The sequence below is a fragment of the Acinetobacter sp. GW821-FHT01E09 genome (assembly GCF_059422385.1).
In genome coordinates, this window is sequence record NZ_JBWKWU010000001.1 from 2,071,307 (window position 1) to 2,096,825 (window position 25,519).

26 protein-coding genes are annotated in these 25,519 nt (G+C 38.1%); 18 read left to right on the forward strand and 8 right to left on the reverse strand.

From position 1 onward, the window contains the following. Positions 1-398 precede the first annotated feature (398 nt). Both AC07U8_RS09350 and AC07U8_RS09355 read left to right on the forward strand, forming a co-directional pair. Entirely contained in the window at positions 399-1,115 is a 717-nt protein-coding gene (locus AC07U8_RS09350; RefSeq protein ID WP_166782570.1) for a hypothetical protein, read from the forward strand. Between the two features lie 260 nt (positions 1,116-1,375). Continuing rightward, positions 1,376-2,389 carry a diguanylate cyclase domain-containing protein gene (locus tag AC07U8_RS09355; RefSeq protein ID WP_494737753.1) on the forward strand — a complete coding sequence of 338 codons (1,014 nt, stop codon included), beginning with the start codon at positions 1,376-1,378 and terminating at the stop codon, positions 2,387-2,389. A gap of 223 nt (positions 2,390-2,612) precedes the next feature. Here AC07U8_RS09355 and AC07U8_RS09360 read toward each other — a convergent pair whose 3' ends face one another. The 3 genes from AC07U8_RS09360 to AC07U8_RS09370 form a co-directional block, all read right to left on the reverse strand. Beyond that, entirely contained in the window at positions 2,613-3,521 is a 909-nt protein-coding gene (locus AC07U8_RS09360) for an alpha/beta fold hydrolase (RefSeq protein WP_494737754.1), read from the reverse strand. A gap of 602 nt (positions 3,522-4,123) precedes the next feature. Then, positions 4,124-4,582: a DUF441 domain-containing protein gene (locus AC07U8_RS09365; RefSeq protein ID WP_004720882.1), complete on the reverse strand. Its 459-nt coding sequence runs from the start codon at positions 4,580-4,582 to the stop codon at positions 4,124-4,126. 108 nt (positions 4,583-4,690) lie between these two features. After that, positions 4,691-5,149, reverse strand: coding sequence for an RrF2 family transcriptional regulator (locus AC07U8_RS09370; protein WP_004720880.1), 459 nt, complete (start codon positions 5,147-5,149; stop codon positions 4,691-4,693). 102 nt (positions 5,150-5,251) lie between these two features. Here AC07U8_RS09370 and AC07U8_RS09375 point away from each other — a divergent pair, with 102 nt between their 5' ends. The 3 genes from AC07U8_RS09375 to AC07U8_RS09385 all read left to right on the forward strand — a co-directional run bounded on the left by AC07U8_RS09375 (position 5,252) and on the right by AC07U8_RS09385 (position 7,328). Continuing rightward, a complete protein-coding gene (locus AC07U8_RS09375) occupies positions 5,252-6,160 on the forward strand; it encodes an NAD(P)/FAD-dependent oxidoreductase (RefSeq protein WP_494737755.1) in 909 nt (302 codons plus the stop codon). A 107-nt stretch (positions 6,161-6,267) separates the two neighbouring features. Beyond that, positions 6,268-6,990, forward strand: a complete 723-nt coding sequence (locus tag AC07U8_RS09380; protein ID WP_315080261.1) for a pseudouridine synthase — start codon at positions 6,268-6,270, stop codon at positions 6,988-6,990. 2 nt (positions 6,991-6,992) lie between these two features. Further along, positions 6,993-7,328 (forward strand): peptidyl-tRNA hydrolase, encoded by a 336-nt coding sequence (locus AC07U8_RS09385; RefSeq protein WP_209826262.1) that lies wholly within the window; start codon positions 6,993-6,995, stop codon positions 7,326-7,328. Between the two features lie 21 nt (positions 7,329-7,349). Here the strand turns inward: AC07U8_RS09385 and AC07U8_RS09390 are convergent, their stop codons facing one another. The 3 genes from AC07U8_RS09390 to AC07U8_RS09400 form a co-directional block, all read right to left on the reverse strand. Beyond that, positions 7,350-7,793, reverse strand: coding sequence for a GNAT family N-acetyltransferase (locus AC07U8_RS09390; protein ID WP_209826261.1), 444 nt, complete (start codon positions 7,791-7,793; stop codon positions 7,350-7,352). Positions 7,794-7,887: 94 nt separating this feature from the next. After that, positions 7,888-8,199, reverse strand: coding sequence for a type II toxin-antitoxin system RelB/DinJ family antitoxin (locus tag AC07U8_RS09395; protein ID WP_004720870.1), 312 nt, complete (start codon positions 8,197-8,199; stop codon positions 7,888-7,890). A 107-nt stretch (positions 8,200-8,306) separates the two neighbouring features. Then, positions 8,307-9,224, reverse strand: a complete 918-nt coding sequence (locus AC07U8_RS09400) for a pseudouridine synthase (protein ID WP_494737756.1) — start codon at positions 9,222-9,224, stop codon at positions 8,307-8,309. A 147-nt stretch (positions 9,225-9,371) separates the two neighbouring features. Between AC07U8_RS09400 and tsaE the strand changes: the two genes are divergently transcribed. The 4 genes from tsaE (at position 9,372) to hfq (ending at position 13,462) form a co-directional block, all read left to right on the forward strand. Further along, positions 9,372-9,830, forward strand: coding sequence for a tRNA (adenosine(37)-N6)-threonylcarbamoyltransferase complex ATPase subunit type 1 TsaE (gene tsaE, locus AC07U8_RS09405; protein ID WP_209826259.1), 459 nt, complete (start codon positions 9,372-9,374; stop codon positions 9,828-9,830). 65 nt (positions 9,831-9,895) lie between these two features. Then, the gene (gene mutL, locus AC07U8_RS09410; RefSeq protein WP_494737757.1) at positions 9,896-11,905 is read left to right on the forward strand and encodes a DNA mismatch repair endonuclease MutL; all 2,010 of its coding nucleotides are present in this window, start codon (positions 9,896-9,898) and stop codon (positions 11,903-11,905) included. A 6-nt stretch (positions 11,906-11,911) separates the two neighbouring features. Next, positions 11,912-12,856, forward strand: coding sequence for a tRNA (adenosine(37)-N6)-dimethylallyltransferase MiaA (gene miaA / locus AC07U8_RS09415; protein WP_004720866.1), 945 nt, complete (start codon positions 11,912-11,914; stop codon positions 12,854-12,856). Positions 12,857-12,946: 90 nt separating this feature from the next. Further along, positions 12,947-13,462: an RNA chaperone Hfq gene (gene hfq, locus AC07U8_RS09420; RefSeq protein ID WP_004720864.1), complete on the forward strand. Its 516-nt coding sequence runs from the start codon at positions 12,947-12,949 to the stop codon at positions 13,460-13,462. A 164-nt stretch (positions 13,463-13,626) separates the two neighbouring features. Here hfq and AC07U8_RS09425 read toward each other — a convergent pair whose 3' ends face one another. Together AC07U8_RS09425 and AC07U8_RS09430 are read right to left on the reverse strand one after the other, a co-directional pair. Next, a complete protein-coding gene (locus AC07U8_RS09425; RefSeq protein ID WP_004821208.1) occupies positions 13,627-14,943 on the reverse strand; it encodes a peptidylprolyl isomerase in 1,317 nt (438 codons plus the stop codon). Next, positions 14,943-17,393 carry an LPS-assembly protein LptD gene (locus tag AC07U8_RS09430; protein ID WP_494737758.1) on the reverse strand — a complete coding sequence of 817 codons (2,451 nt, stop codon included), beginning with the start codon at positions 17,391-17,393 and terminating at the stop codon, positions 14,943-14,945. Before AC07U8_RS09430 ends, AC07U8_RS09425 begins: the two co-directional genes overlap by 1 nt. Before the next feature lie 119 nt (positions 17,394-17,512). On the opposite strand from AC07U8_RS09430, the gene AC07U8_RS09435 reads away from it, so the two are divergent. The 9 genes from AC07U8_RS09435 to lpxK all read left to right on the forward strand — a co-directional run bounded on the left by AC07U8_RS09435 (position 17,513) and on the right by lpxK (position 25,519). Then, on the forward strand, positions 17,513-18,532 hold the full coding sequence (locus tag AC07U8_RS09435; RefSeq protein ID WP_494737759.1) for an aminoglycoside phosphotransferase family protein: 1,020 nt from the start codon (positions 17,513-17,515) through the stop codon (positions 18,530-18,532). Then, positions 18,529-19,218: an N-acetylmuramate alpha-1-phosphate uridylyltransferase MurU gene (murU, locus tag AC07U8_RS09440; protein ID WP_004821212.1), complete on the forward strand. Its 690-nt coding sequence runs from the start codon at positions 18,529-18,531 to the stop codon at positions 19,216-19,218. Before AC07U8_RS09435 ends, murU begins: the two co-directional genes overlap by 4 nt. 106 nt (positions 19,219-19,324) lie before the next feature. Further along, positions 19,325-19,957: a 16S rRNA (guanine(527)-N(7))-methyltransferase RsmG gene (rsmG, locus tag AC07U8_RS09445; RefSeq protein ID WP_004821214.1), complete on the forward strand. Its 633-nt coding sequence runs from the start codon at positions 19,325-19,327 to the stop codon at positions 19,955-19,957. 24 nt (positions 19,958-19,981) lie between these two features. Beyond that, positions 19,982-20,764 (forward strand): ParA family protein, encoded by a 783-nt coding sequence (locus AC07U8_RS09450; RefSeq protein ID WP_004720853.1) that lies wholly within the window; start codon positions 19,982-19,984, stop codon positions 20,762-20,764. Then, positions 20,761-21,651, forward strand: a complete 891-nt coding sequence (locus AC07U8_RS09455; RefSeq protein WP_004720851.1) for a ParB/RepB/Spo0J family partition protein — start codon at positions 20,761-20,763, stop codon at positions 21,649-21,651. Before AC07U8_RS09450 ends, AC07U8_RS09455 begins: the two co-directional genes overlap by 4 nt. Positions 21,652-21,686: 35 nt before the next feature. Further along, positions 21,687-22,319 carry a MotA/TolQ/ExbB proton channel family protein gene (locus AC07U8_RS09460; RefSeq protein ID WP_004821216.1) on the forward strand — a complete coding sequence of 211 codons (633 nt, stop codon included), beginning with the start codon at positions 21,687-21,689 and terminating at the stop codon, positions 22,317-22,319. A 20-nt stretch (positions 22,320-22,339) separates the two neighbouring features. After that, entirely contained in the window at positions 22,340-22,762 is a 423-nt protein-coding gene (locus AC07U8_RS09465; protein ID WP_004821219.1) for an ExbD/TolR family protein, read from the forward strand. Between the two features lie 3 nt (positions 22,763-22,765). Further along, on the forward strand, positions 22,766-24,496 hold the full coding sequence (gene msbA / locus AC07U8_RS09470; RefSeq protein ID WP_244015867.1) for a lipid A export permease/ATP-binding protein MsbA: 1,731 nt from the start codon (positions 22,766-22,768) through the stop codon (positions 24,494-24,496). 6 nt (positions 24,497-24,502) lie between these two features. Further along, on the forward strand, positions 24,503-25,519 hold the full coding sequence (gene lpxK, locus AC07U8_RS09475; RefSeq protein WP_494737760.1) for a tetraacyldisaccharide 4'-kinase: 1,017 nt from the start codon (positions 24,503-24,505) through the stop codon (positions 25,517-25,519).

Consider the following 25,519-nt stretch of genomic DNA (forward strand, 5'->3'; position numbering starts at 1 on the left):
TGAATTTAAAACGATTTAATAAAATTTATATAGATACATTAAATCGTGATTTAGACTAAGGTTTTCTGTTAGTGACTTAAACGTTATAAAAAGTAAGTCACTTTAAAATAGTATGTGGCTTTAAAATAGTAAGCAGTTTTAGGATAGAAGTTATAGCTATAAAAGGACACTAGAATGGGCTAACAAGTTCAAGGCTTTAATCTTAAAGCCATGCATAATTTTGAAAAGTCGAATGAGAATATTTCTGTACGCGCTTCTTTAACACAATCTACTATTTATTTTAGTACTGGTTCGGGCCAAGAAGATATATTTGAGATCTGTATGATAGCTTATGAATTTACAGATAGCGGTGAGTTCGAAAAATATAACCGCAAGTGGCTGAATTGGAGGCCTATTTTTTGAAAAATTTACCAGATGAATTGATTAACTTTATAAAAAATCCAATTGTATTTGAGCAGATGGAATTACCTTGGAACTATCCAGCTATTGATCATTTTGAGGATTTTCAAGTTGGTTATCGCGTTTGTGAGGGCATAGATGAAAATATAACAGGACGAAATGATGGAGCTTGGCATCCTGAAGGTTATGTTATTTGTTCAAACTATTTTAATGATCCATTTGTTATTCATCTGGATGAGGATAAAAAAGGCTATCCAGTCTATTATGCTCAACATGGCGCTGGGTGTTGGGATTTTAAACAAGTAGCCAGCAGCTTAAAGAATTTCCAATTAGATTTGATTCAAATCCAACGTATTGAACACGATAAGCAGGCATTAATTGATTACGTGGTGAGTAATAAGAACTTCAAACTAGATTTTTGGAAGGAATTGCATTTGAGTCTAGTCGAATCGTTATCTGATGAAAATATAAACGCAAATGATGAAATAGAATCTCAACCATGGATTTATGGCAAATTAATACTTGTGGAATCAGGTAAAAATAAAATTAAAGTGGTGAGTTTTCTAAAACAGCATTTCAAAATAACAGGTATGGAAGCGTTGCAAATCATCAATCAGTTACCATTGGAAATTGAAAGCGGGGCTGAGCAGTTCTGTCAATACAATAAAGACTATTTGGAGAGTATTGGAGCACATGTCAAATTTATATCGGATTAAAAATAGCCACCTATCTGTATGAATTTAAATGTAGATATATGAAGAGTATAACGAAGTAATTTTTTTCAAAAATTTAATGAACACAGTAATATACTTTAAATATGAATCATCATAATATGTATGCCACAAACTCTGTATTTGATATATTTTACGTGTTCAAGCTTTGAAATTAAGTCAGCGCTAGGCACTTGCATTTATTTCATTAGTGTAGAGTTTGACCTTATATACTTAAATTGGATCACACTCGTCTAGGATGATGTATGTCTAAAACGAAACAACCAACCTCAAAACAATTACTGTCAGTGATTCAGACGCAGACAGCAATTGCAAAATTGGGCTTGGATATCAATGCTGTCATGACTTTAGTGGCAGAGCAAGTTCAATTGATTACCCATGCAAAAGGTGCAATTGTAGAGCTCGCTGAAGAAGGTGATATGGTCTATCGTGCCGTTTCGAATGGTGCAAATCAATTTCTAGGCTTACGCTTGAAGATGGGTTCTAGCCTTTCAGGGCTTTGTATCGCGCAGAATACGACTTTATATTGTAAAGACAGTGAAACTGATGAGCGTGTAGATCGTGAAGCATGTAGACGGGTTGGATTGCGTTCTATGGCTGTTGTACCGCTAATTCATTGTGATGAACCGATTGGTGTATTAAAAATTTATTCAGAACGGGTAAATGCCTTTAAAGAAAGTGATATCAATTTACTTACACTCATGTCTGAGCTAATTGCTGCAGCAATGTATCATGCCAGTAAGTTTGGAGCTCAAGAACTCTATAAGCTTGCGACACAGGATCAGTTAACAGGACTTGCCAACCGTGCTTTGTTCCTCGATTGTTTAAGACAAGGTGTTGAACAAGCTAAACGTACACAAAAGTTACTTGGAATCTTGATCATTGATATGGATGGTTTGAAACCAATCAATGATCAATATGGACATCGTTTAGGTGATGAGGCATTAAAAGAAATAGGTAAACGTATCGTCAATATTACCCGATACGATGATTTGGTTGCACGTTTAGGTGGCGATGAGTTTGCAGTGATATTAAGTAGTCTTGGCGATCAAGAGCTGGCAAAAAAAGTCATGAATCGTATTGTTGAGGCGTGTGGATTACCGTTTGTATTTGAAAATGTCAAATTAACCATGGGTGCAAGTGTCGGTTTGGCATTATTTCCTGAAGATGGTATTGAACTCAATAAGTTGATTGAATTTGCAGACCTTAAAATGTATGAACATAAACGTTCTAGAAAAATGATTAATCTAAATACTTGATATTTAATATCTTTAATGGGAAATAAATTTTAGTGAAGTTTAGATATCATCAATATCATTTATGTTGAGTATATGCATTGAAAGTATTTGCAATCATTATGTACACGCATTTATCAATTTTATGAATTGAATGTAGCTCAAATTTAACCTGACAGTCTCAATCAAATATCGGTAACTGTCAGATCCGGTTTGAGCTATATATATTAGCGCTGATAATAACTCATTACTGATAATGATTCCTCACTACATTATTATAAGCCTCTGGATGATGTAACCAAGGAATATGCCCTGAGTTTGAAAGTGTAAATAGCTGTGCTGTAGGGTATCGATTGATCACGAAGTTTTTACTTGTTGTATAGATGTCCTGATCTCCATAGACAATGGTAATTTTAAAATCTGGTTTTTCTAATCCAGTTAACAGCGGATACTTGATGATTTCAGGTCTGGTTTTATTGATCGGTTCTGCTTTCAGTAAATCAAAATCATCAGTGAGATCTGGATGATCTGTTGCTATAAATCCTTCATTATAGTTTTTCAGGACTTGTTTAAAGAGACGTTTATAAGCTTCATCGCTTCCAAGTGAGCCTAAAAGGCTATTTAATCCCATTTTTGTCCATGCCCAAGCACTTGTTTTGGACTTGTTGAGTTGCAAGACTTCTTTTTCAGTTTGTTTCCATTGCGTATTGGTACCTGAACCTGGGCTACATAAAAAAAGACTGAGTAAGTTTTCGGGATGTTTTTCAGTATAGATTTGTGCATAAAGTCCACCCCAAGAGTGGCCCCATAAATGAAACTTATTGATTTTATAAAATTCTCGAACAGTTTCAATATCGCTTAAATAAGCCTGCATAGAATAGTCTTTATCAAGACAAGGAGATTTTTGGGTTCCTCTTTGATGAAATGTGATCACTTGAAAATGATCTTTTAAAAGATCGGCAACGGCAGAGAGATCACTTGGAAAACTAGGTCCTCCATGCAATAAAATTAGTGTCTCTTTGTCTGGATTTGGATAAACAATACTAAATAAAGTATTTCCATTATGATCGACAATGTTGCTTTGCATTTGCGTCTTATAATTTACTGATTGTAGCGTAGAAGACTGTTTTTCTATCGAATTTGCATTATTTTTCATGTCCAATATGGTTCCTCATTTTATTTGAGCAAATCAAAAAATGGTAAGGTGAACGAATCTAAAAATGTTTCTATATTGATTCTGATTTTTAAAAAGTATTTTTATACAAGCTTATATAGTAGCTTATTTATACCAGATGATAAACCCGATGAATGGGCTAAGAAAAAATCAAGCGTAGCGATGACTTGTAATTGTTTGATTAAAATATCTTGAGTTTCTATTTTAAATACGATGATTTGTTCACTTATTTTTATCATAACAAATTGTTATTTATCTGATGAATAAAGATCTTTTAAAAATCAAAAAAGATCATGAAAAGTGAGTTGTATGGGGATTGAACGTTCTTTTTTCCCTTTGGGAGAAGGCTAGGATGAGGGGGGTATGTTGAGCTTTGGTTTTAAAAAAGACTTATGCAAGAGACCAAATATAATAAGTAGATTTTAAAAAATTAATCTTATTAAAGTAGTGGAAGGATGATAAATGATATGTGAAAAATTCTAAATTCACCCTTTATCAATAGAATTACTGGCGAAAGTAAGTCTATTGATAAAATACAGCGAGCATATTCTTTTTAGATACACAATTGGTGATTTTAAAATACCTTAAGTTTTTCCAATCAGTAAAGATAGGATTCCTGCAGCAATCAAGGGACCCACAGGAACACCTCTGAGCAGTGCAACTCCAGCGACTGTTCCAATCAATAAGCCTGCAACAACATTGGGTTGGCTGCTCATTAAGGAAACGCCACGACCACCTAACCATGCAACCAATAAACCGATCGCAATGGCTGTTAATGATTTCCAGTGCATAAATGATTTTAAGATGACATCACCGGGGATTTTGCCACTGGCAATTGGAGTAAGTACGCCAATGGTTAAAATAATAATACCAACTTCTAAACCATGAGTTTGTAATAATGGGAAAAATTCACTTAATGGTGTGATTCTAAAGACGATCAAAACCCCAGCTGCAATAGTGACCGCAGTATTGTGACTAAAAATGCCGCAGGCCAATAAAACAAGGAGCACAATTAAATTTAGGTCTAGACTAGAAAGACTCATCAATATTCAGCATTAAAAATTAATATATCCATCCATTATACTGAAAAGCTGTATGTGAATTTGCCTTGTCTGGCAATGATTCACATTTAAATTCAGTCGAGTGTGGATTTAGTGAACAATAAATTTTTCAGTTTCAGCACCCAATAAATTCCATTCATACTCAAAGTCTTGCGCCAGTTTAGACAGATTTGTTGATTTAAGCTGTTGTATTAAAATGTTTTGTGCTTCTTGCATGGCTTGGTTTAAAGCTTTATTCACCACCAATTCAACCAGACAGTTGGGTGTTTCTTGTTCATTGCCAATGGCAAAAATAGTAGGTTCTCCAACAGCCTGATAAATATCAAATAAAGATATTTCCTCTAAAGCTTGTACTAAGGTCCAGCCACCACCGGGGCCTTTGTCTGCATGCACAAAGCCTGCTTTTTTTAAACCAGACATAGTACGACGTACTACGACAGGATTGGTGTCTAACATGATTGAAATTTGTTCAGAGGTGAACGGTTTTTTTTCACGGGCCATATGTAATAGCACATGCAACATTCGAGAAAGCTTACTGTCTTTACGCATAGTTTTTAAGTCAACGCTCTTTTGTTAATTGTAACATTAAAAGTTGCAATTATAAAAATAACTCAATATAGTAACTTTAAAAGTTACTTATTGGTATTGAAAATGAACTATGACGTCATAATTATTGGTGGGAGTTATGCAGGTTTATCAGCAGCATTACCATTGCTTCGTGCTAGAAAAAAAGTGTTAATGATTGATGCAGGCATGCGTCGTAATCGTTTTGCAGAACATTCTCATAATTTCTTAAGCCAAGATGGCAATACGCCAGCAGCAATTATTCGTGATGCAAAATTACAATTAGAGAAATATCAAACTTTGTCATGTATCAACGCATCAGTTACCGATGTGAGGGCTGTCGGGCAGCAATATGAGATTCAAATAGATCAAGCCGATGACACGTGTACAACCATTCAAGTCAAAAAAATAATTATTGCTACAGGTGTTAAAGATGATTTACCTAAAATCGATGGTTTAGCAGAACGGTGGGGGAAAAGCATTTTTCATTGTCCATACTGTGATGGCTATGAGTTAAATCTTGGAACACTTGGAATGTTATGTTCGGGTCTACATTCTATTCATATGGCACTGATGTTACCCGACTGGGGCAATACCACTTTATTTTTAAATGATGCAATTTCACAAGCTGAATTAGATCCCGTCATACTTGAGCAACTTAAACAAAGAAATGTGAAATTGGATACACGCAAAATTGTCAAAATACACAATCATTGTGATTTAGTTTTTGAAGATGGTGAGCAGGTTCAATTAGATGGATTATTCGTCTCTACTTTTATGCGCATCAACGCTCCTTGGGTTAAAAAACTGGGGATAGTGCTTGATGTAAATGAATATAGTGAAGCCATTCAAACCACAGCCATGAAAGAAACCAATCTTAAAGGGATATATGCTTGTGGCGATATCACCCGTTCAGGTGGGTCAGTTGCTTTCTCAGTTGCAGATGGGGCATTGGCGGGTGTTGCTGTACATAAGTCATTTATCTTTAATACTTGATAAAAGCATCTATTGATTAATCAATAAGGCTAAAAAAGCCTGAATGTTGTTTGGGTTTCAATTCACGATACTTTAAAATGTATCGTGAATTTTTAAGGTATTGATTTATGTTCTTGGAAAAAATGTTGCAATCACAAGGCTTTGGCTCACGTAAGCATTGCCAACAACTCATTAAAAATGGTGCAATTCAAATCCAAAACGAGGTTGTTACAGACCCTAAATTTAAACTTGACACTCAAAACCTAGTGTTTTCAGTCTATACCGAAACATTTCAATACCGTGAAAAAGTCTATATTGCCTTAAATAAACCGCAGGACTACGAATGTTCCCATCAATCAACACACCATTTTAGTGTTTTTGATTTATTCGATGATGTCCTTATGAACCGTGGTTTGCAAACTGTTGGTCGTTTAGATCAGGACACGACGGGTTTATTGCTATTGACGGATGATGGACAGTTTTTGCAAGCATTGACTCATCCTAAAAAGCATGTGGCTAAAGTTTATCAAATACAAACAGCAGATCCGATTACAGATGAGCAGATTCAACAACTTGAACAGGGTGTAGAATTACGCAATGAAAAGGGTACATTTGCAGCAACAGATATACAGCGCTTGGCTGAATATGCATTACAAATGACTGTACACCAAGGGGTTTATCATCAAGTCAAACGGATGTTGGCTGCTGTGGGGAATAAGGTTGAAAGCTTGCATCGTGCACAAGTTGGGCAATTAGCACTTAAAGAATTAGTTGAAGGTGAGTGGGTTTATTTGACAGAAGATCAGGTGAATGCTGCTAGAAATAGTCAAAATGAACAAATAGTGATTTGATCATGGCTTTAAAGCTCTATATTGCTGTTTTAGATGAAATGCCAGACTTTATGGTTCCAACCCTTGTTGCGCATGCGGTCTTGGCTGCGCACTTACAATTCGTTCAAGATGCTGATGCTGAAAGTTATAAAAATTGGTTAGAACATTCTTTTCGTAAAGTTGTGGTTAAGGTGAATCAAAAAGAATTTGATAAAATTGCTCAATTAAAGTGTTATTTAGGACATGAAAGTACAGTATTGGAGGGTAAAAAATCCTGTGCAGTGGTCTTTCCTATTTCACAGGACACGCTACCCAATGTACTTAAATTCGCAAAGATGTGGAAACCTACGTTGAATTGATCAAAAAACGCATTGTTAAAACTACTTGAGGAAACAATGAAATGTCTGGAATTCATTGTCTTTAACAAAGCCCATTTGCTCATAGAGCTGATGTGAATGGTAATTGTTTTTTTGGGTTTCTAAACTGATCCGTTGCGCATCTTCATGGCGTGCAAACAGAATTGCAGTATCAATCAGTTGTTTGGCAGAACCTTGTCGACGAAAAATAGGTGTTACATACACATCATCTAAAATATAGTACTTTGAACAAGAAACAGATGAAAAGCCTTGGTATAACAACACAAAGCCTGTAAAAACATCATCTTTTACATGGATGAAGATAACACTTTCTTTATTTTCAAAACGTTGTTTTAAAAAATTAAAGGACTGTTGGATATTGGAAGATGCACCGTAAAATTGGCGATATTCATCAAATATAGTAGCAAGTTGATTTAAATCTTCTTTGGTCGCTCGTCTAACGATCATTTATTACTCCTTGCAATGATTTTTATCTTTGCAAAAGAGCATAACCAAAAAATAGAAAAGTAAACTTAATTATTTGTTTAAAAATGCGACAGTGTTATTTTTTGTCACTTTCACCCAAGATGGCATTTAACTCTGCAAATAGATCTTCATCGTCATCATTTAAATCAACAGAAGAATTCAGTTGTCCGTTTTGTTGGTCTTGCTTAAGTTTTCTCAGCTTGAATAACTGATCCATATTGATATTTTGATTTTCTATGGCGAAAGGGATGGATTTTGTGATGACAACTTGTTTAAAAAACAGTCGAACTGCTTGTGCAGGCGTAATCCCCAATTGTTTAAAAACAGCAAATGCTAGTTTTTTTTCTTGTGAATCAAGACGTACTTGATAGACTTCGGTTTTTCTCATGAATAGTGACCAAACAAAATTTGAGTTTGAATGCTTATTTTAATCAAAGCTTTCGGAATTTCAATGCTTAATCGTCAAAAAGTCATATATTTGTCATTACGTCAAAATTACAGTGTCAATTCATAGTCAGAACAAAAGCAATATTTGGCTTGTGTAATCGGGTCAAGGAACTCAATTTGCTTGGCTAACAGCTGTAAGGGTTGTGAAAAATCAGCAGGATCTTTATGTAGAACTTGCGGGTAAAAAGGATCGTTTTTAATTGGAATATTTAACCAATTTAAATGTACCCGTAATTGATGTTGTTTACCTGTAGTCGGCTTTAGTAAGTATTTAGCCCAAATTTGATTATGCTCAATTAGATCAATTTCGGTATATGAGTTTGACCTTCCCTCAACAACTGTCATGGTGTAAAAGGGTTCGCTCTTTTCCATTCTCAAGTCCACAGCACATGGAAATTTTAAATCAGCATTAAATTGAGCAATCGCTTGATAGGTCTTATTGACTTGTCGCTCAGCAAACATTTGTTGATATAAACCCCGTGTTTGTGGACGTTTAGAAAACAATACAACGCCAGCAGTCTCCCGATCTAAGCGATGGATTGGGGTGAGGTCTGGGTTATTTGTGGTTTTTTTTAAACGAACTAATAAAGTTTCTTGTATATATTGCCCTGAGGGGCTAATAGTCAAAAAGTGAGGCTTGTCTACGACGATTAAGTCTTCATTTTCAAACAATATCTTTTCTTGGAATGGCACATGAATTTCATGGGTTAGAAATCGATAGTAGTAAAGATGGGTATTCTCTAGATAAGGCTGATCAACCTTTAATGCCTGACCTTGCATATCGATGATGAGTTGGTCTTGAAAACGTTGTTGCCATTCATTGGCTGAAATATGTGGAAACTGCTCACATAAATAATTGAATAAGTTTTTAGGTAAATCTGCTCGCTTGGGGAGATAAACTTTTGATGCAGTTACACCATCTCTCATTGGTGGTTGATATTCTGAAACAGGGGTGACAGGTTTCATAAGCGTATTTTTTATGCAGATAAGTTTAAAGTGAGTTGACTAAGCGTGTTGGAAAGTATCAAAACATGATTTCTAAACAATGCAACATAGGTTTTAAAGTCACGCAATGCTATCATATTGTCTGGTTTGAATCATGTCGTGAGCGTTATGCAATATTCATTTAAATTAAGTCTGAGCAATGAACAAGACACCCAAATGTTGGCACAAAAGTTAGCTCAACATATTGCAAAAGGCGTGATTTATTTAATCGGTGACTTGGGGGCAGGTAAAACCACACTTACACGCTATTGGTTGCAAAGTTTAGGTCATCAAGGTGCGGTTAAAAGTCCAACATATACCTTGGTGGAACCTTATAATATCAATGCGAAAGAGGTGTTTCATTTTGATTTATACCGTTTAAATGATCCTTATGAGCTCGAATTGATGGGTATTCGTGATTATTTGGAAGTCGAGAATGCTTTATTCTTATTTGAATGGCCCTCTAAAGGCGGTGATGAAATTCCACAGCCAGATCATGTCATTACTATTTTAAAAACAGAAGATGAAGCTGAACGAGAAGTGAAGATCGAAAGTATTTCTGCTGAATTGATTGAAGCGTTGAGTTGATCAATGTTTTCAGCATTTTAAGCCCATCATATATTTTAATTTATTTAAATTTTTAGGTTAATTGAATGCAACGCGAAGATATCAGTTTAAGACGTATCCAAAATCTAGATCCAGCACTGGCCAACCAAATTGCTGCAGGTGAGGTAATTGAACGACCATCATCAGTAGTGAAAGAGTTGCTTGAAAACTCGATTGATGCTGGTGCGACTGAGCTAATTATTCGTGTGGCAAATGGCGGCAGCACCCTGATTGAAATTATTGACAATGGTCGAGGTATTCACGCTGAGGATCTAGCACTTTCAGTCACCCGTCATGCCACCAGTAAAATTCAATCTGCTGAAGATTTACATGCAATTGTGAGTTTGGGCTTTCGTGGAGAGGCGCTTGCCTCTATCGCAGCAGTTTCGCGTTTAACTTTAACCAGTAGTCAGGATGACTCTGGTGTCGGTTACCAACTCGAAGTTAATGGTACAGCATTTGATCATCAAGATATTCAAGCTGTAGCAACCCAACAAGGTACGCATATCCGTATTCAGGATTTGTTTTTTAATGTGCCTGCACGGCGTAAATTTTTAAAGAAACCAAGTACTGAATTTGGTCATATTGAAGAAATTGTACGTCGAATGGCGCTTACGCATTTCGATATCCGCTTTGTTTTAGAACATAACGACAATATTCGCCTTAATTTGCCGATTGCAGATAGTGGTGAGCTAAGATTTCAACGGGTACAGCAATTATTAGGTCGTCAGTTCACTGAAAATGCCTATTGGATAGATGCAGACAGTATTAGCATGCGTTTATCAGGCTGGTTAGGGCATCCTTCAGATGCGCGTGCACAAGCTGATTTGCAATATGTCTATGTGAATGGACGTATTGTCAAAGATAAAACCATTTCTCATGCTTTGCGTATGGCATACGATGGTATTTTGCATGGGCATCAACATGCTGCATATTTGCTGTTTTTAGAAGTTGATCCTGAAAATATTGATGTCAATGTGCATCCAACTAAGCATGAAATTCGCTTCCTCAACCAGCGTGAAGTGCATGAGTTTGTACGGCATTTTGCTAAAGACACCTTATCTCAATTCCAAACTGCAACTGCGGATTTATCTTCTGCAATGAAGCAGGATGGAGCAACAGAAAATCAAGCATTGTCAGCGCAGCCACGCTATCAGGAACAATTTCATTTACATCGCAATGCGCCAGCTGAGCAACATGTAAGTGATCAAAATAGCCGAAGCAATTCAGATGGGTCTATTCAGCATAGTGGTTTAACAGATTTTAGTGATACACAAGCCCAAACAGTCAATTATTCCCACTATGAACCACAACAGCAGTATCGTGGCACTCAGCAACTCAATAACGCCTTGAAAAGCTATTTAGCCCCCTTACGTGAGTCTGGGGATGCTGATCAAGAATTAACAGATCAAGCGTCCTATGAGCGATCTGTACAAGAGATTCAAAATAAACAGGCCCATCAGGTTGATGAATATCCGTTGGGAATTGCAATAGCGCAATTACATGGGATTTATATTCTTGCACAGAATACGGAAGGTCTGATTATTGTCGATATGCATGCAGCGCATGAACGTATTTTGCTACAACAAATGAAATCTGCATGGGATAAACCAGAATTTTGGACCTCACAACAGTTGCTTATTCCTAAAGTCATTTCGATTACCCGTATGCAGGCAACCCGTGTTGATGATTTAAAACCACAGTTGGAACGCTTAGGCCTAGAAATCGATCAATATGGTGATGATCAAGTGATTGTACGTGGTGTACCTGCGATTTTACATAAAGCAGATTTTGAATCCTTGGTACCTGAATTACTCAATGATTTAGATCCAAATGATGAAGCGCAGGCGCTACAGCAAAAACGTGATCAAATTTTAGCAGGCATGGCATGCCATGGTGCAGTGCGTGCCCATCGGATGCTGAGTCTTTCCGAAATGAATGCTTTGTTGCGTCAAATGGAACACACAGAATTTGCCAGTCAGTGTAATCATGGTCGACCAACATGGCGTGCATTTCCATTGCCCCAATTAGATAAATTATTTGCTCGAGGAGAGTAGTTGTACATGTCAAATCAATTGCCCGTCATCAATTTAATGGGACCAACCGCAAGCGGTAAAACTGCTTTGGCATGTGAATTGTATGACCATGGGAATTATGAGCTTATTTCTGTAGATTCTGCCTTGGTCTATAAAGATATGGATATTGGCACTGCAAAGCCAACCAAAGCGGAGCAGGAGCGTTATCCGCATCATTTGATTGATATTATTACCCCACTTGAGGTTTATTCCGCTGCTGAATTTGTCGAGGATGCTTGTCAACTGATTGATGATATCCATGCGCGCGGTAAAACACCTATTTTAGTTGGCGGTACAATGCTATATTTTAAAGCGTTGCTTGAGGGGCTTTCTACAAATTTACCGAGTGCTGATTACGCGATTCGTGCTGCGATTGAGTTAAAAGGTGAAACGGAAGGCTGGCAATCGGTGTATGATGAATTAAAATCTGTTGATGTATTGGCAGGTGAAAAATTTAAAGTCAGTGATAAGCAAAGAATCATTCGTGCTTTAGAAGTGTATAAAATTACTGGTCGTCCGATTACTCAACTACAGGCGGAACAACCGAAGAATCAACCGTACCGATATGATTTTCATAATTATGCTTTATTGCCTGATCGCCTAGAGCTGCACAAACGAATTGAACTTCGTTTGGAAAAAATGTGGGAAATCGGATTTTTAAATGAGGTTGAAAATCTTATGAAAAAATACGATCTCGAAGAAAATTTACCTTCTTCACGCTCTGTTGGATACCGACAAGCGATAGATTTTTTAAAAAACAGTGATTTGAGTCAAGAAAGTGAGCGTCAAATGAAGGATAAAGCACTATTTGCGACACGACAATTAGCAAAACGTCAATACACATGGTTACGATCTTTGCAAGAAACACACTCTTTTCAAACTTTTTTTACGATAAACCAAGCACAAGAAGACTTGCGAAACTTATACGGATAAAGCAAAATTTAACAACTACCTTTTTTATAAATTTTAATTGAAAAATAAAGGTAGTTTTTGCGCTGATTTTAATTTTTTTTGGAGTATAAAATGTCTAAAGGTCAAACTTTACAAGATCCGTTCTTAAATTCTCTCCGTAAAGAACGTATTCCTGTTTCTATTTTTCTTGTAAACGGTATTAAATTACAAGGTCATATTGAATCTTTTGACCAGTATGTTGTTTTGTTGAAAAACACAGTAAGCCAAATGGTTTATAAGCATGCTATTTCAACTGTAGTACCTGCACGTAATCCACGTCCAGCTGGTGCTCCTGCTGGTGCTCAAGGCGCTGCTGGTGGCTTCGGCGGTCAAGCTGGTGGCTTCGGTGGTCAAGCTGGTGGCTTCGGTGGTCAAGGTGGCTTTGGTGGTCAACAAGGCGGCTTTGGTGGTCAACAAGGCGGTTTCGGTGGTCAAGGTGGTTTCGGTAGCCAAGGTGGCTTCGGCGGTCAAGGTGGCTTCGGTGGTCAAGGTGGCTTCGGTGGTCAAGGTGGCTTCGGCGGTCAAGGTACTGACTTTGGCGGCGAAACAAAATTTGAAGATTCACAAGAAGATGAAAACAATCGTTAATTTCTTGATTTAACAAGAACGATTGTAAAAGAGATGCCAAATTGGCGTCTCTTTTTTATTGGTTGTCCCATCCTCGATAAGGTTGACACTTTCTAAAATTAAATTTAGAGATAAAAAAACCAGTGCAAAAGCACTGGTTTTTAATTTAACGACTTAGCATAGACTTAACTTTCATTTTTCTTTGGATCTAGGCTTGGGTCTTTGATTTCAATGTAAGTATTTGCACGTAACTCTCTTAACCAGCCGTCATATTCTGATTCGAATTGACGTTCACCTAAAATTTGGCGAGCCATACGCTTTTGGTACTCTGAGGTCATATCTTGTTGACGTGTGCCTGTAACTTGGAGAATATGCCAGCCAAACTGAGTTTGAAATGGTTTGCTGATTTCGTTGACTGGTGAACTCTGCATGAGTTTGTCAAATTCAGGAACCATCATGCCAGGGCTTACCCAACCAAGACTTCCGCCATCACGAGCAGAACCAGGGTCATTTGAATAGGTTGAAGCAAGCGTAGCAAAATCATCGCCCGCTTTTAAGCGGTTATAAATACTGTCAATGGTTTGCTTTGCATTTTCAGGGCTAACAACTTCTGATGTTTTAATCAAAATATGACGCGTATTAAATTGCGGAACTAAAGCTTTTTGCTCATTCGATTTTTTTTCTAATAATTTTAAAACATGAACGCCGTCTTTTGCTGGAATTAAGTCAGTGGTTTGTCCTGGCTCAAGGGTAGTAACACGTGCAGCAAGATCTGTTGGAATATCTGAAAGCGGACGGAAGCCCATATCAGCACCATCAACTTTAACTTGAGCTGTGCTAAATTTCTTTTCTATGCTTTTAACGTCATTGCTATCTTTTAAGTCAGTACGGACTGCTTTTGCAATACTTTCTAACTCGCTTGCAGGCGCTTCTCCTGAAATACGCATATGTAGTACATGGACTTGACTACCAACAGCAGCTTGCCCTTCAGGTGATTTTAAGAAGTTTTCAACATCAAGGTCAGTGATCTTGATACGAGACATCACTTGTTGTTGACTCAATCGTTGAATGAGTAAATCTTCTGCAACACGGTTACGAAGTAATTCATAGGTACCAGGTGCAACAGCATCTAATTTTTTTTGAAAAGCTTCTAAAGAATTTGCACCAGATTGTTGGGCAACTTTCAATACGGCTTCATTTAAGCTTTTTTCATCTGCTTTTAAGCCATACTTCTTAACTTGTTCAAGCTGTGCGTCATGGGTGATGAGCTGACTCAGTACTTGCTGTTGCAGAATGTTTTGTGGTGGGATTTCTTTCTTTTGTGCCTGAAGTCGATGTGTCGCTTCAGCAACACCTTGGTCTAAATCACTTTTTAAAATTGCTGTAGAACCAACAATTGCAATGATTTGGTCCTGCGGAGCAGCATAAACTGATACCGAGGTGGAGATGAGTAAAGCTAAGGTTGATGCTTTAAATAATTTTTTAAATTTTTGCGTCTTCATTAATGTGTCCAAGATTGATTAGCTTTATCAAAACCTAAAATACGATTTTCAAGTAATGAACTTAACTTGTTGTTCAAACCACCAAGTCCTTTTAGTGTGATCTCAGCCATCACTGCGCGTTTTGGCTTTGTATCAGGAAGAGAAACGTCATCTAGATCATTAAAGTACGAGCGACCATAGACGGAAATTCCCCAACAACAAGATTCATAATTCACACCCAATAAATATTCGCGTGCGACATGGTTGTCAAGGTCATATTGAACATGTCCCATAATACGCCAGTTGTCTTTTACAGGCTGTATAAATGATGCAACTGCTTGATCATATGCACGTTGACGGTCAGGGAGGTTATTGCGATAAAAATAACCAACGTTATAAAGGTTTCCGCGTTGGCCTGTATAATACAATTGGAAGTCATGTTGAGCGCTATCACCATTTGACATCCACGCTGAATTGGTGCTCAGTGTGAAGTTTTGTGAAAGTTGGCTAGAAAGGCTCAGCACAGGACCGGTATGTTTTTCTCTGTCTAAATCATCTGTATTGTTGAGTAAAGTAACTTTTCGATCATCAAAATAATAACTTTGACCAATACTGGCTCTTAAGCGCTCTAAGCCGACTGTATCAAATAAGCTATAACTTAAACCAAGCGATAAAAAGTTATTGTCTTCTAAACGGTCATGTCCATAAAAGCGGTACGGGCTAAACAATTGATCATAGCTGATAGAAGCTGTTGTTGAATCAAAGTTTGGATAACCTGTTTGATTTTTATATGGTGCATACGCATAGAAAGCGCGAGGTGTAATGGTCTGGAGGAATTTTCCGTCCTTTTCAAAAGTTAGACCCGTATCCAAAGTAAATTGAGGAACAACAACGGATTTGTTTTTGCTATCTTGGCTTTGGTTATTTAAATTAAGTTGATCTACAGTGGTTTGATCATAGAAAGTATTTAAACTCCGAACAGAGACTTCGGGAATCACAAAAGACCATGGATTACGGAAATTATAACGTGTCGCAAATTGGTTATATAAACGTGTACCACTTGGCTGGTTGTTATAATCGGCATCATTGATGTCTTTTTGGAAATACGCAGTATCGTTGTTAAATTCGTATTCCAAACCTTGCGGATTTCCAGCGACATAGTTCAGTAAAAACTGAGGTAGGCGGGCGTATGGTTTATCTACATCTTTGATGGTTTTATCAAGGGTTTGGAAGTCCTCAACTTTAAGTTGAGCTTTTAAGCCTGGAATACCGTGATTGTAGTTGAGTTCCCATGCGCGACGTTGGTTCAGCTCTGTACGAGTGTTTGGGTTGTTATCTAGATCTGAGAAAAAATCTTTATCAGAAACGTAGTTATATTCTAAATTGGTTGACCATTGTTTAGTGATATCCCACTTGTGCAGGAAATGCAGGTCTTTACGATCTTCATCATTATAATCACGGTCAGAAGGTAAGTAACTTCCCCAAACGGTACCAGCACCAAAGTTCTCAGTTAAATAACGAAACTCACCTTGAGCCATAAGACCGCGGTCAGTAATCAGCCGTGGTGTAATGGTGGCATCATAGTTGGGCGCCAAATTTAAATAAACGGGAACTGCGAGTTCAAAACCACCATCATTGGTAAAGCCGAAACTTGGATTTAAAATCCCTGTAGTACGGCGGTCATCGATTGGGAAGTTAAAATATGGAACTGCGAGTACAGGCACATCCTTAACATAGAGTTTGGTCCCACGCGTTACACCTCGACCAGTATCTTGATCCAATTCAATTTTATTGGCCTGAATTTTCCAAGTGGGTTTTTCATCGGGTGGGCAGGTGGTGTAGGTAGCATTTTCAAGGACGATATTGGTTGGCGAAGTTCTTTCTATTTTTTCTGCATGACCATGTGCGTGGGTCAATTCTGCAATATAGAAACTATTATTTAGCTGCCCAGTTTCATCTTTCAGGTTGTAATCGATTTGATCACTTTGCGCGATGATACCACCTTGTGCCATTTGTACATTGCCTTTCGCTTTGGCGAAAGTTTGTGTTTTATCAATGGTCACTTCATCGGCACGAATCATACGTCCAGATTGGTCAATGACCACATCACCAGACAGGAAAGAGTCGCCATTGGGATTGTAATAACCATTATCTGCAGTAATCACAGATGATGCTTCTTCTGGGTTTGTTGATTTAGCTTGGGTGCTAAAAGGTGTAACCCAGACACCTTCACAATAACGGGTACTTGGATTTTTTAAATCACGTACCTGTGCTTCAGGTGAGTTTTTGTCCACATAATATTGTTCAAAGAAATTTTGCCCTGCAAAGCTTTCTTTGATGGCTGCATTCAGTTGCTTATTATTAACTTCAGAAACAGTGTCTGTCGATTCAGCATAGCTGGATACTGAACTTCCACAAAGAAGTGTCAAAATAGCAGTCGCTAAAGGATTAAATTTAAACTGATGCTTCATTTGTCTCGTTAACCAAATATGCTAATCGCAATTAATTATTGTCGCATCATAGAGAAAAAGTCGATAAGTAGCTACACTTAGCACTTCAAAAATTCAGCCTGAATTAGATTAAATTGCAAATGAATACACAACGTGAACAATTGATACAAACATGGTTAACATCTGTACTCAGTTCAGATCAATTTGAAATCAATTTTTTAGCAGGCGATGCGAGTTTCCGTCGTTATGCACGAATTACCTTGAATAATAAAACATTTATGCTTATGGATGCACCTCCTGAGAAGGAAGATTGTCGTCCTTTTGTTGCGATTGATGAATTCTTTGACACAAATAGGGTGCGTGTACCTCATATTGTTGCCAAGGATTTAGATCAAGGTTTGTTGTTACTTGAAGATTTTGGCGATGTATTGTTATCTACACAATTGAATGATCAAACGGTAGATGCACATTATGCGCAAAGTTTTAAGCAGTTGGTGCAGTTGCAGTCTATTGCTGCTGATTCATCGCACTTGCCAGCATATGCCTATGAAAAGCTGATCTCAGAAATGGAATTGTTAACGGATTGGTTGTTGCCCTCATTAGCGATCCAAGTAACAGATGAAGAGCTTGGGTTAATTAAACGAACTTTTGCTATTCTTGCCAATGCAGCTTTGGCACAACCTCAAGTAATCGTACATCGTGATTTCCATAGTCGTAATCTGATGATTCTTGAAGCTGAGAAAGACCAAGGCGTGATTGATTTTCAAGATGCAGTGATTGGTGCGGACACCTATGACTTGATTTCGATTACCCGTGATGCCTACGTACAGTGGGGTCCTGAGCGTGTGTATGGATGGTTTAAAGTGTTTTATGACTTATTACCAGAAACTGCCAAGCAAGATCGTGATTTTGATCAATTCAAACAAGATGCTGACTTTATGGCAATTCAGCGCCATATCAAAATTTTAGGTATTTTTGTGCGTTTGTTTGAGCGTGATGGTAAATCTGGTTATCTCAAAGACTTGCCTCGTGTCATGTGGTACTTATTGGAAGAATCAAAACCTTACCCAGAATTACAACCGTTTATGCATTTTATTCATGCACGGGTTTTACCAAAATTTGAAGAAAAATATGGCGTATATGAGGTGATTGCAGCATGAAAGCGATGATTTTAGCTGCGGGTCTAGGCAATAGAATGCGACCTTTGACCCTCTATAAGCCAAAGCCTTTATTAGAAGTCGGCGGCAAGGCGCTGATTGTATGGCATATAGAAAAATTAAAAAAAATCGGTGTGACTGAAATCGTGATTAATTCTGCATGGCTGGCAGATATTCTGATTGGTACCTTGGGTGATGGCTCACAATTTGGTGTGACTATACGCTGGACGCGTGAAGATGAGGGCTTGGAAACCGCAGGTGGGATTATCAATGCCTTAGCGCTTCTCGGTGATCAACCTTTTATTCTGGTCAATGGTGATGTATGGACCACTTTTGATTTTGCATCATTATTAGATATCAATCTTGCCGATGATCTTGCACATTTGGTTTTTGTCAATAATCCTGAACAGCATCCACAGGGCGATTTTACCTTGGCAAATGGTCGCGCTTATACCTTTGAGCAAAATCAGCAAGGTGAAAATTTAACTTATAGTGGTGTCGCTGTGATTAACCCAAAAATGTTTGATGGTCTGGAACAGGGTAAAAGACCACTTGCACCTTTGCTTAAACAAGGCATGCTAGACGGTAAAATCTCGGCTGAGAAAATGCAGGCAGCGTGGGTTGATGTGGGTACACCTGAGCGTTTAACAGCCTTGGATTGGCAAATAAGACAGGGCGAGTATAGTTAAGTGAGGATAAATACGCCTAAGTGCGTATTAACTCATCGTTAACTACTGTTCCACGGGCGAGAAATAGGTATACTTTCAGCTAACTTTTTAGAGATGTTATTTGATCATGCATCCATTTTTTCAAGAGTTAAAGCAAGGCAGTCTAAAGCTTGGCTTAAAACTTAGTGATGAAGCATTAGGATTATTGTTGCAATATCAAGATGCGCTCGTCCTGTGGAACAAAGCTTATAACTTAACGGCGATTCGCGATCCAAAAGAAATGTTGGTTAAACATTTATTGGATAGCTTAAGTATTTTAAATGATTTACCCGCTGGTCGTTTACTCGATATTGGTACAGGCGGGGGGATGCCAGGGATGATCATTGCACTGTGCCAACCTGAACGCCAATGTGTTTTGTTGGATTCAAATGGTAAGAAAATTCGTTTTCTGAAACAGTTTATTGCAGATTTAAAACTAAAAAATGTTGTCGCAGTTCAGACACGTGTAGAAAATGAAGATAGTATCCATGATCTAGGACAATTTGATGTGATCACCAGTCGTGCATTTGCTTCATTGACAGATTTTGTGACAGCTTCAAAACCTTATATGCATGAACGCAGTATCATTGCGTCAATGAAAGGTTTGATTCCCACTGAAGAAGTTGATGCTTTAAAAGACAAGTGGAGTTGTGACATTATTGAATTGCATGTACCTCGGTTGGACGAACAACGTCATTTACTTTTATTAAAACAGATTTAAAACAGACTAAGGGTTGGGGTTACCATGGCTCAAATTATTGCTATCGCAAACCAGAAAGGTGGCGTAGGTAAAACCACGACAGCCGTGAATTTGGCTGCCTCTTTGGCAGTGTTGAAAAAGCGTGTTTTATTGGTGGATATGGACTCTCAGGGTAATGCTACCATGGGGTCGGGTATTCAAAAAAATGATTTGTTGTATTCAGTCACCGATGTACTTCTGGGTGAAGTACCGATTGAAACTGCAATTAGTAAAGCTGAAGTCGGTTATAAAGTACTTGGCTCAAATCGTGATTTGGCAGGTGTTGAACTGGCAATCGCAGAGCAAGATGGACGTGAGTTTATTTTGCGTAACGCTTTACAGCAAATTGAAAAAGACTTTGATTATATTATTGTTGATTGTGCACCAAGTTTAAGTTTAATTACGGTCAATGCTTTAGCCGCAGTCGATGCAGTGATTATTCCAATGCAATGTGAGTATTATGCATTAGAAGGATTGGCAGATCTGACCCAGACCATTGATAAAATTCAACAGGCGTTAAACCCTGAATTGGAAATTATTGGGGTGCTTCGTACCATGTATGATGCACGTAATGCACTCACCCGTGATGTTTCTGCCGAATTAGAACAGTATTTTGGTAAGAAACTTTATGATACAGTGATTCCGCGTAATGTGCGCTTGGCCGAAGCGCCAGCACATGGATTACCGATTATTTATTTTGAGAAAAGCTCTAAAGGTGCAATTGCATATTTAAATTTAGCAGCTGAAATGTTGAAAAAGAGTAAAGTGAAAAAAGGAAATAAAGCATGACCGTGAAAAAAAGAGGGTTGGCAAAGGGTCGTGGCTTAGATGCATTATTAGGTTCAATCCAAAAAGAAAAATTACAACTTGAAGTTCAAGCATTGGATCATGGCCAATTAAAACAGATGGATGTAACCCAATTAAAACGCGGCGCGTATCAACCCCGTCGTTTTATTGGTGAGCAAGATTTACAAGAACTTGCAGCATCAATTAAAAAACATGGTGTAATGCAGCCGATTGTGATTCGTCCGATTGAAAATGACGAAACTCCCTATGAAATCATTGCAGGTGAACGTCGTTGGCGTGCTGCTCAATTGGCGGGTTTAACTGAAATCCCTGCAATTGTGCGTGATTTGACCGATCAAGTTGCGATTGCCTTGGCATTGATCGAAAACATTCAGCGTCAAGATTTAAACCCAGTTGATCAAGCACTGGCATTACAGCGCTTCCATGAAGAATTTGGGCTTAGTCATCAAGAAATTGCAGACACTGTAGGTAAAGCACGGACTACCGTAAGTAATTTATTGCGTTTATTAAGTCTAGAAGATGAAATTAAAGATTTAATGCAACAAGGTCTGTTAGACATGGGGCACGCCCGTGCGATATTGACTCTAAAAGCTAAAGATCAATTGCAAATTGCAAAAATCGTGATTGATAAGAGTTTGTCTGTTCGTCAAACCGAGCAGTTGGTGCGTGATTGGAATACGCCAAAGCAGGAAAAATCTAAAGATCCACTTGCGCCAGATGTGCAACAACTGACTCAGAAACTGTCAGAGCGCTTTAGTGCCAGTGTAAAATTAGACTATAACAAACAGGGTAAAGGCAAGCTGGTCATCAGTTATAACTCGCTTGATGAGTTAGATGGAATTTTAAATATCTGTTTACCAGAACAATAATGTTTAAGCGATTTAATTAATTTGGGGAACTAAAGATGTGGGAACTTGTTAAAGCCGGCGGTTGGTTAATGCTGCCATTGGTTTTATGTTCAATTTTTACTGTTGCGATTTCAATCGAGAGATTTATACGGCTGAAACGATCTTTAGTTTTACCTAAGTCGCTTATGATGCAAAAAGGCCGCAGTGTTGACGATGTTTTAGATGAAATGGAACAAGATCAAGCAGTTTGCCAAACGGCATTGGGCTATATTTTTAAAGATGGTATTGATGCTTACGCTCAAGGCGAGGCATTTGCACGTGCTCAGATGGAAGCGACTGCTTCGCGCGAAATTGGATATTTAGAAAAAAATATCAATTTCTTAGGTACATTGAGCGCTGTTGCACCGTTATTGGGACTATTGGGTACAGTGATTGGGATTATCGAGTCTTTTCTGGTGATTGATTTAGGTACAAATGCCAATCCAACCATGATGATTCCAGGTATTTCTAAGGCATTAATTACCACAGCTGCAGGTATGGTGATTGCTATTCCAGCACTATTTGCCTATCGTTATTTTCAGCGCCTAGTTCAGGAATATGTGGCTGAACTTGAGCAACAGTCGACTTTATTTCATGCCGCCTTATTTTTTCAGAAACACCTTGAAAATGAAAAAAAGAAAGCTGGTTAAATCCGTTTTAGGGGTGTTTCATGAAATTTAGACGCAGAACAGTTGAAGATATTCATATCAATCTTACGCCATTGATTGATTGCTTGTTATTTATATTGGTGATTTTATTACTGACCACCACCTTTAACCAGCAAAGTCGGATTAATCTTTCTTTACCGGATGCACAAGGTGTTCCGCCAAAAGAATACAAAAATAAAATTGAAGTCATGGTAGACTCGGCAGGGCATTATGCAGTAAATGGGCAGGCACTTTCGAGTAAAGAGTCGGCTGATTTAAGTACTGCAATTAAGCAAGCAGCAAATGACAATCGTGATCTGATGTTTGTGATTGCTGCAGATGCCAAAGCGACGCATCAAGATGTTATACGAGTGATGGATGTCGCAGGACAGCTCGGTTTCGTTAACATCAATATCAGTACCAAAGTTCCATCTCGAGGTTATTAATTAGTGAATCAAGATTTTAAGGTCTATGTCCGTCTTTTGGCGTATTTAAAGCCGTACTGGGGGGCAGCCTTACTCGTTATTATTGGATTTGGCGTAAATGCGGCAACTGAAGTTTCTGTAGCGAAATTACTTAAATATATTATTGATGCAATTCAAGATGGTAATCGTGGAGATCTTGATTGGTTTCCAGCGCTAATTATCTTGTTGATTTTTTTCCGTGGCTTAGGGTTGTTTATGGGTGGCTACTTTACTGCAGTCATCTCAAGAAGTTTGGTATTTAGTATTCGTCAAGAAGTTTATGCCAAACTGTTAAAACTGCCAGCACAGTATTATTTGGATAATTCATCAGGTCACATCACTGCAAAAATTATGTATAACGTGGAGCAGTTAACCGCAGCTTCCTCTGAATCGTTAAAAACATTAATTCGTGATGGTGCAATTGCTTTAGGTTTATTGGGTTATTTGCTGTATACCAATTGGCGTTTAACCTTGTGTATTTTTATCTTTATGCCGATTATTGGTTTATTGGTGCGTAAAGCTTCAAAACGCATGCGTAAGCTGTCTATTCAAGTGCAAAATACCATGGGAGATGTGAACCATATTGTGCAAGAAACAGTCAGTGCGAATGCTGTTGTCAAAAGCTTTGCTGGCGAGGAAAATGAACAAAAACGTTTCTATAAGTCTTCAGAAGAAAACTTAAAACGTGGTCTGAAAATGGTGGTTGTACAAAACTTAAATAGTCCACTTGTACAATTGGTCATGGCTTTTGCACTAGGTATCATTATTTGGTTGGCATTACGTCCACAAATTTTAGGCGATACTTCAGCTGGCGAGTTTGTTGCCTATATCACAGCAGCAGGGTTATTAGCAAAGCCTATTAAAAATTTAACAGATATCAATGAAAAATTACAACGTGGTATTGCGGCTGCATATTCTGTATTTGAAGTTCTAGACCTGCCTCAAGAAGAAAATACCGGAACTTTAACGCCAAAATTATTGGGTAATATCAAGTTTGATCATGTGTCTTTGATTTATAAAAATAATGTAAAAGGGATTGATGATTTCTCATTAGACATACAAGCAGGCCAAACCATTGCTTTGGTTGGGCGTTCAGGTGCTGGTAAGTCATCTTTGGTGAATATGTTAGTGCGTTTTCAAGAAATTAGCGCAGGGCAAATTTATCTAGATCAACTGCCTATTCAAGATATTGAACTCAGTTGTTTGCGTACCCAAGTTGCGATGGTCAACCAGCAAGTAGTGTTATTTGATCGAACAGTGCGTGAAAATATTGCATACGGCCAATTAGAAAAAGCATCTGAGGAAGCCATTATTGCCGCTGCTAAAGCAGCTTATGCACATGACTTTATTATGGAGTTACCAAAAGGTTATGACACGCCTTTGGGTGCGCAGGGCTTAAGTCTTTCAGGTGGTCAACGTCAACGTATCGCCATTGCACGTGCAATCCTTAAAAATGCACCAATTCTTATCCTTGATGAAGCCACCAGTGCTTTGGATAATGAGTCTGAACACTTTATTCAAAAAGCATTTGATGAAGCGATGCTTGATCAAAATCGAACCACGATAGTGATTGCTCACCGTCTATCTACGATCGAAAAAGCGGATAAGATTGTGGTTATGGATAAAGGGCGTATCATAGAGCAAGGTACTCATACTGAGTTATTGGCGAAGCATGGCGCTTACTATCAATTGTATGAACGTAACTTTGAGGAATAATCGAACATGTCTATTGCGCAAATCATTCAAGATGCTTGGAATAAACAGTCCAAGTGGTTGATTGCATTGCGGCCATTGTCATGGTTATATCAGTTCGGTTTTACAGTAAATAAGCAACTGTATCAAAAAGGTATAAAAAAAACCTATCAAGCACCTGTCCCAGTGATGATTATTGGAAATATTACTGTGGGCGGGAGTGGAAAGACACCGTTATTGATCCAGTTGGTGAAATATTTGCAACATCACCATGTTCGCGTTGGCGTGATTAGTCGTGGTTATGGGGGGCAAGGGCCTTTCCCTGCACTGGTTACTTTAGATTCTGTGCCTGATCAAGTGGGCGATGAACCCTGTTTAATTGTTCAGTCTACTGAGGTTCCCATGGTGGTGGGTGGTAATCGCCAAGCCAATATTGAGTTACTACTGCAACATTATGAACTTGATTTAATCATCAGTGATGATGGTTTACAGCATTGGGCTTTGGCGCGTCAAATCGAATGGATTGTACTGGATAATAACCGAGGTTTGGGCAATCAGAAGCTACTTCCTGAAGGTTATTTACGCGAGCCTGTGAGCCGTTTAAAATACGGTACCGTGATTGAGCATGCGCATCAGCCGCATTCAGCTCTCAATATGCATTTAGAAGTGACTGAACCTTATCTATTAAATCCAAGTTTTGACCAATCTGAACAGTTTGATCCTGCACTTGATTATTATGCAGTCGTTGGAATTGGTTTTCCGCAACGCTTTTATAACACCTTGGAAAGTATCGGTGTAACTCAATTTCAATGTCATGAATTTCCAGACCATTATGATTATGAAATTGATGATTTGCAGTTTGAAGATAACAATCCGATTATTACCACTGAAAAAGATGCGGTAAAGCTTTTACCGTTATTGAAAAATCATTCTACATTTAGTCGTGAGATTTGGGTGGTTCCAGTGGGAGCTGTCTTGTCTGATGAATGTTATCTATTACTCAACCAACAACTTACTCAACTTGGTATTGATCTAATACAAGGTTAA

Coding starts and splice junctions, on each gene's coding strand:
- AC07U8_RS09430 (WP_494737758.1), bottom strand. CDS start 17,393: ATGAAGCATCAGTTTAAATTTAATCCTTTAGCGACTGCTATTTTGACA.
- lpxK (WP_494737760.1), top strand. CDS start 24,503: ATGTCTATTGCGCAAATCATTCAAGATGCTTGGAATAAACAGTCCAAG.
- AC07U8_RS09380 (WP_315080261.1), top strand. CDS start 6,268: ATGTTCTTGGAAAAAATGTTGCAATCACAAGGCTTTGGCTCACGTAAG.
- hfq (WP_004720864.1), top strand. CDS start 12,947: ATGTCTAAAGGTCAAACTTTACAAGATCCGTTCTTAAATTCTCTCCGT.
- AC07U8_RS09450 (WP_004720853.1), top strand. CDS start 19,982: ATGGCTCAAATTATTGCTATCGCAAACCAGAAAGGTGGCGTAGGTAAA.
- AC07U8_RS09385 (WP_209826262.1), top strand. CDS start 6,993: ATGGCTTTAAAGCTCTATATTGCTGTTTTAGATGAAATGCCAGACTTT.
- AC07U8_RS09355 (WP_494737753.1), top strand. CDS start 1,376: ATGTCTAAAACGAAACAACCAACCTCAAAACAATTACTGTCAGTGATT.
- AC07U8_RS09425 (WP_004821208.1), bottom strand. CDS start 14,943: ATGAAGACGCAAAAATTTAAAAAATTATTTAAAGCATCAACCTTAGCT.
- AC07U8_RS09375 (WP_494737755.1), top strand. CDS start 5,252: ATGAACTATGACGTCATAATTATTGGTGGGAGTTATGCAGGTTTATCA.
- rsmG (WP_004821214.1), top strand. CDS start 19,325: ATGCATCCATTTTTTCAAGAGTTAAAGCAAGGCAGTCTAAAGCTTGGC.
- AC07U8_RS09460 (WP_004821216.1), top strand. CDS start 21,687: ATGTGGGAACTTGTTAAAGCCGGCGGTTGGTTAATGCTGCCATTGGTT.
- miaA (WP_004720866.1), top strand. CDS start 11,912: ATGTCAAATCAATTGCCCGTCATCAATTTAATGGGACCAACCGCAAGC.
- mutL (WP_494737757.1), top strand. CDS start 9,896: ATGCAACGCGAAGATATCAGTTTAAGACGTATCCAAAATCTAGATCCA.
- AC07U8_RS09390 (WP_209826261.1), bottom strand. CDS start 7,793: ATGATCGTTAGACGAGCGACCAAAGAAGATTTAAATCAACTTGCTACT.
- AC07U8_RS09395 (WP_004720870.1), bottom strand. CDS start 8,199: ATGAGAAAAACCGAAGTCTATCAAGTACGTCTTGATTCACAAGAAAAA.
- AC07U8_RS09365 (WP_004720882.1), bottom strand. CDS start 4,582: ATGAGTCTTTCTAGTCTAGACCTAAATTTAATTGTGCTCCTTGTTTTA.
- AC07U8_RS09360 (WP_494737754.1), bottom strand. CDS start 3,521: ATGAAAAATAATGCAAATTCGATAGAAAAACAGTCTTCTACGCTACAA.
- AC07U8_RS09370 (WP_004720880.1), bottom strand. CDS start 5,149: ATGCGTAAAGACAGTAAGCTTTCTCGAATGTTGCATGTGCTATTACAT.
- murU (WP_004821212.1), top strand. CDS start 18,529: ATGAAAGCGATGATTTTAGCTGCGGGTCTAGGCAATAGAATGCGACCT.
- tsaE (WP_209826259.1), top strand. CDS start 9,372: ATGCAATATTCATTTAAATTAAGTCTGAGCAATGAACAAGACACCCAA.
- AC07U8_RS09455 (WP_004720851.1), top strand. CDS start 20,761: ATGACCGTGAAAAAAAGAGGGTTGGCAAAGGGTCGTGGCTTAGATGCA.
- AC07U8_RS09435 (WP_494737759.1), top strand. CDS start 17,513: ATGAATACACAACGTGAACAATTGATACAAACATGGTTAACATCTGTA.
- AC07U8_RS09465 (WP_004821219.1), top strand. CDS start 22,340: ATGAAATTTAGACGCAGAACAGTTGAAGATATTCATATCAATCTTACG.
- AC07U8_RS09400 (WP_494737756.1), bottom strand. CDS start 9,224: ATGAAACCTGTCACCCCTGTTTCAGAATATCAACCACCAATGAGAGAT.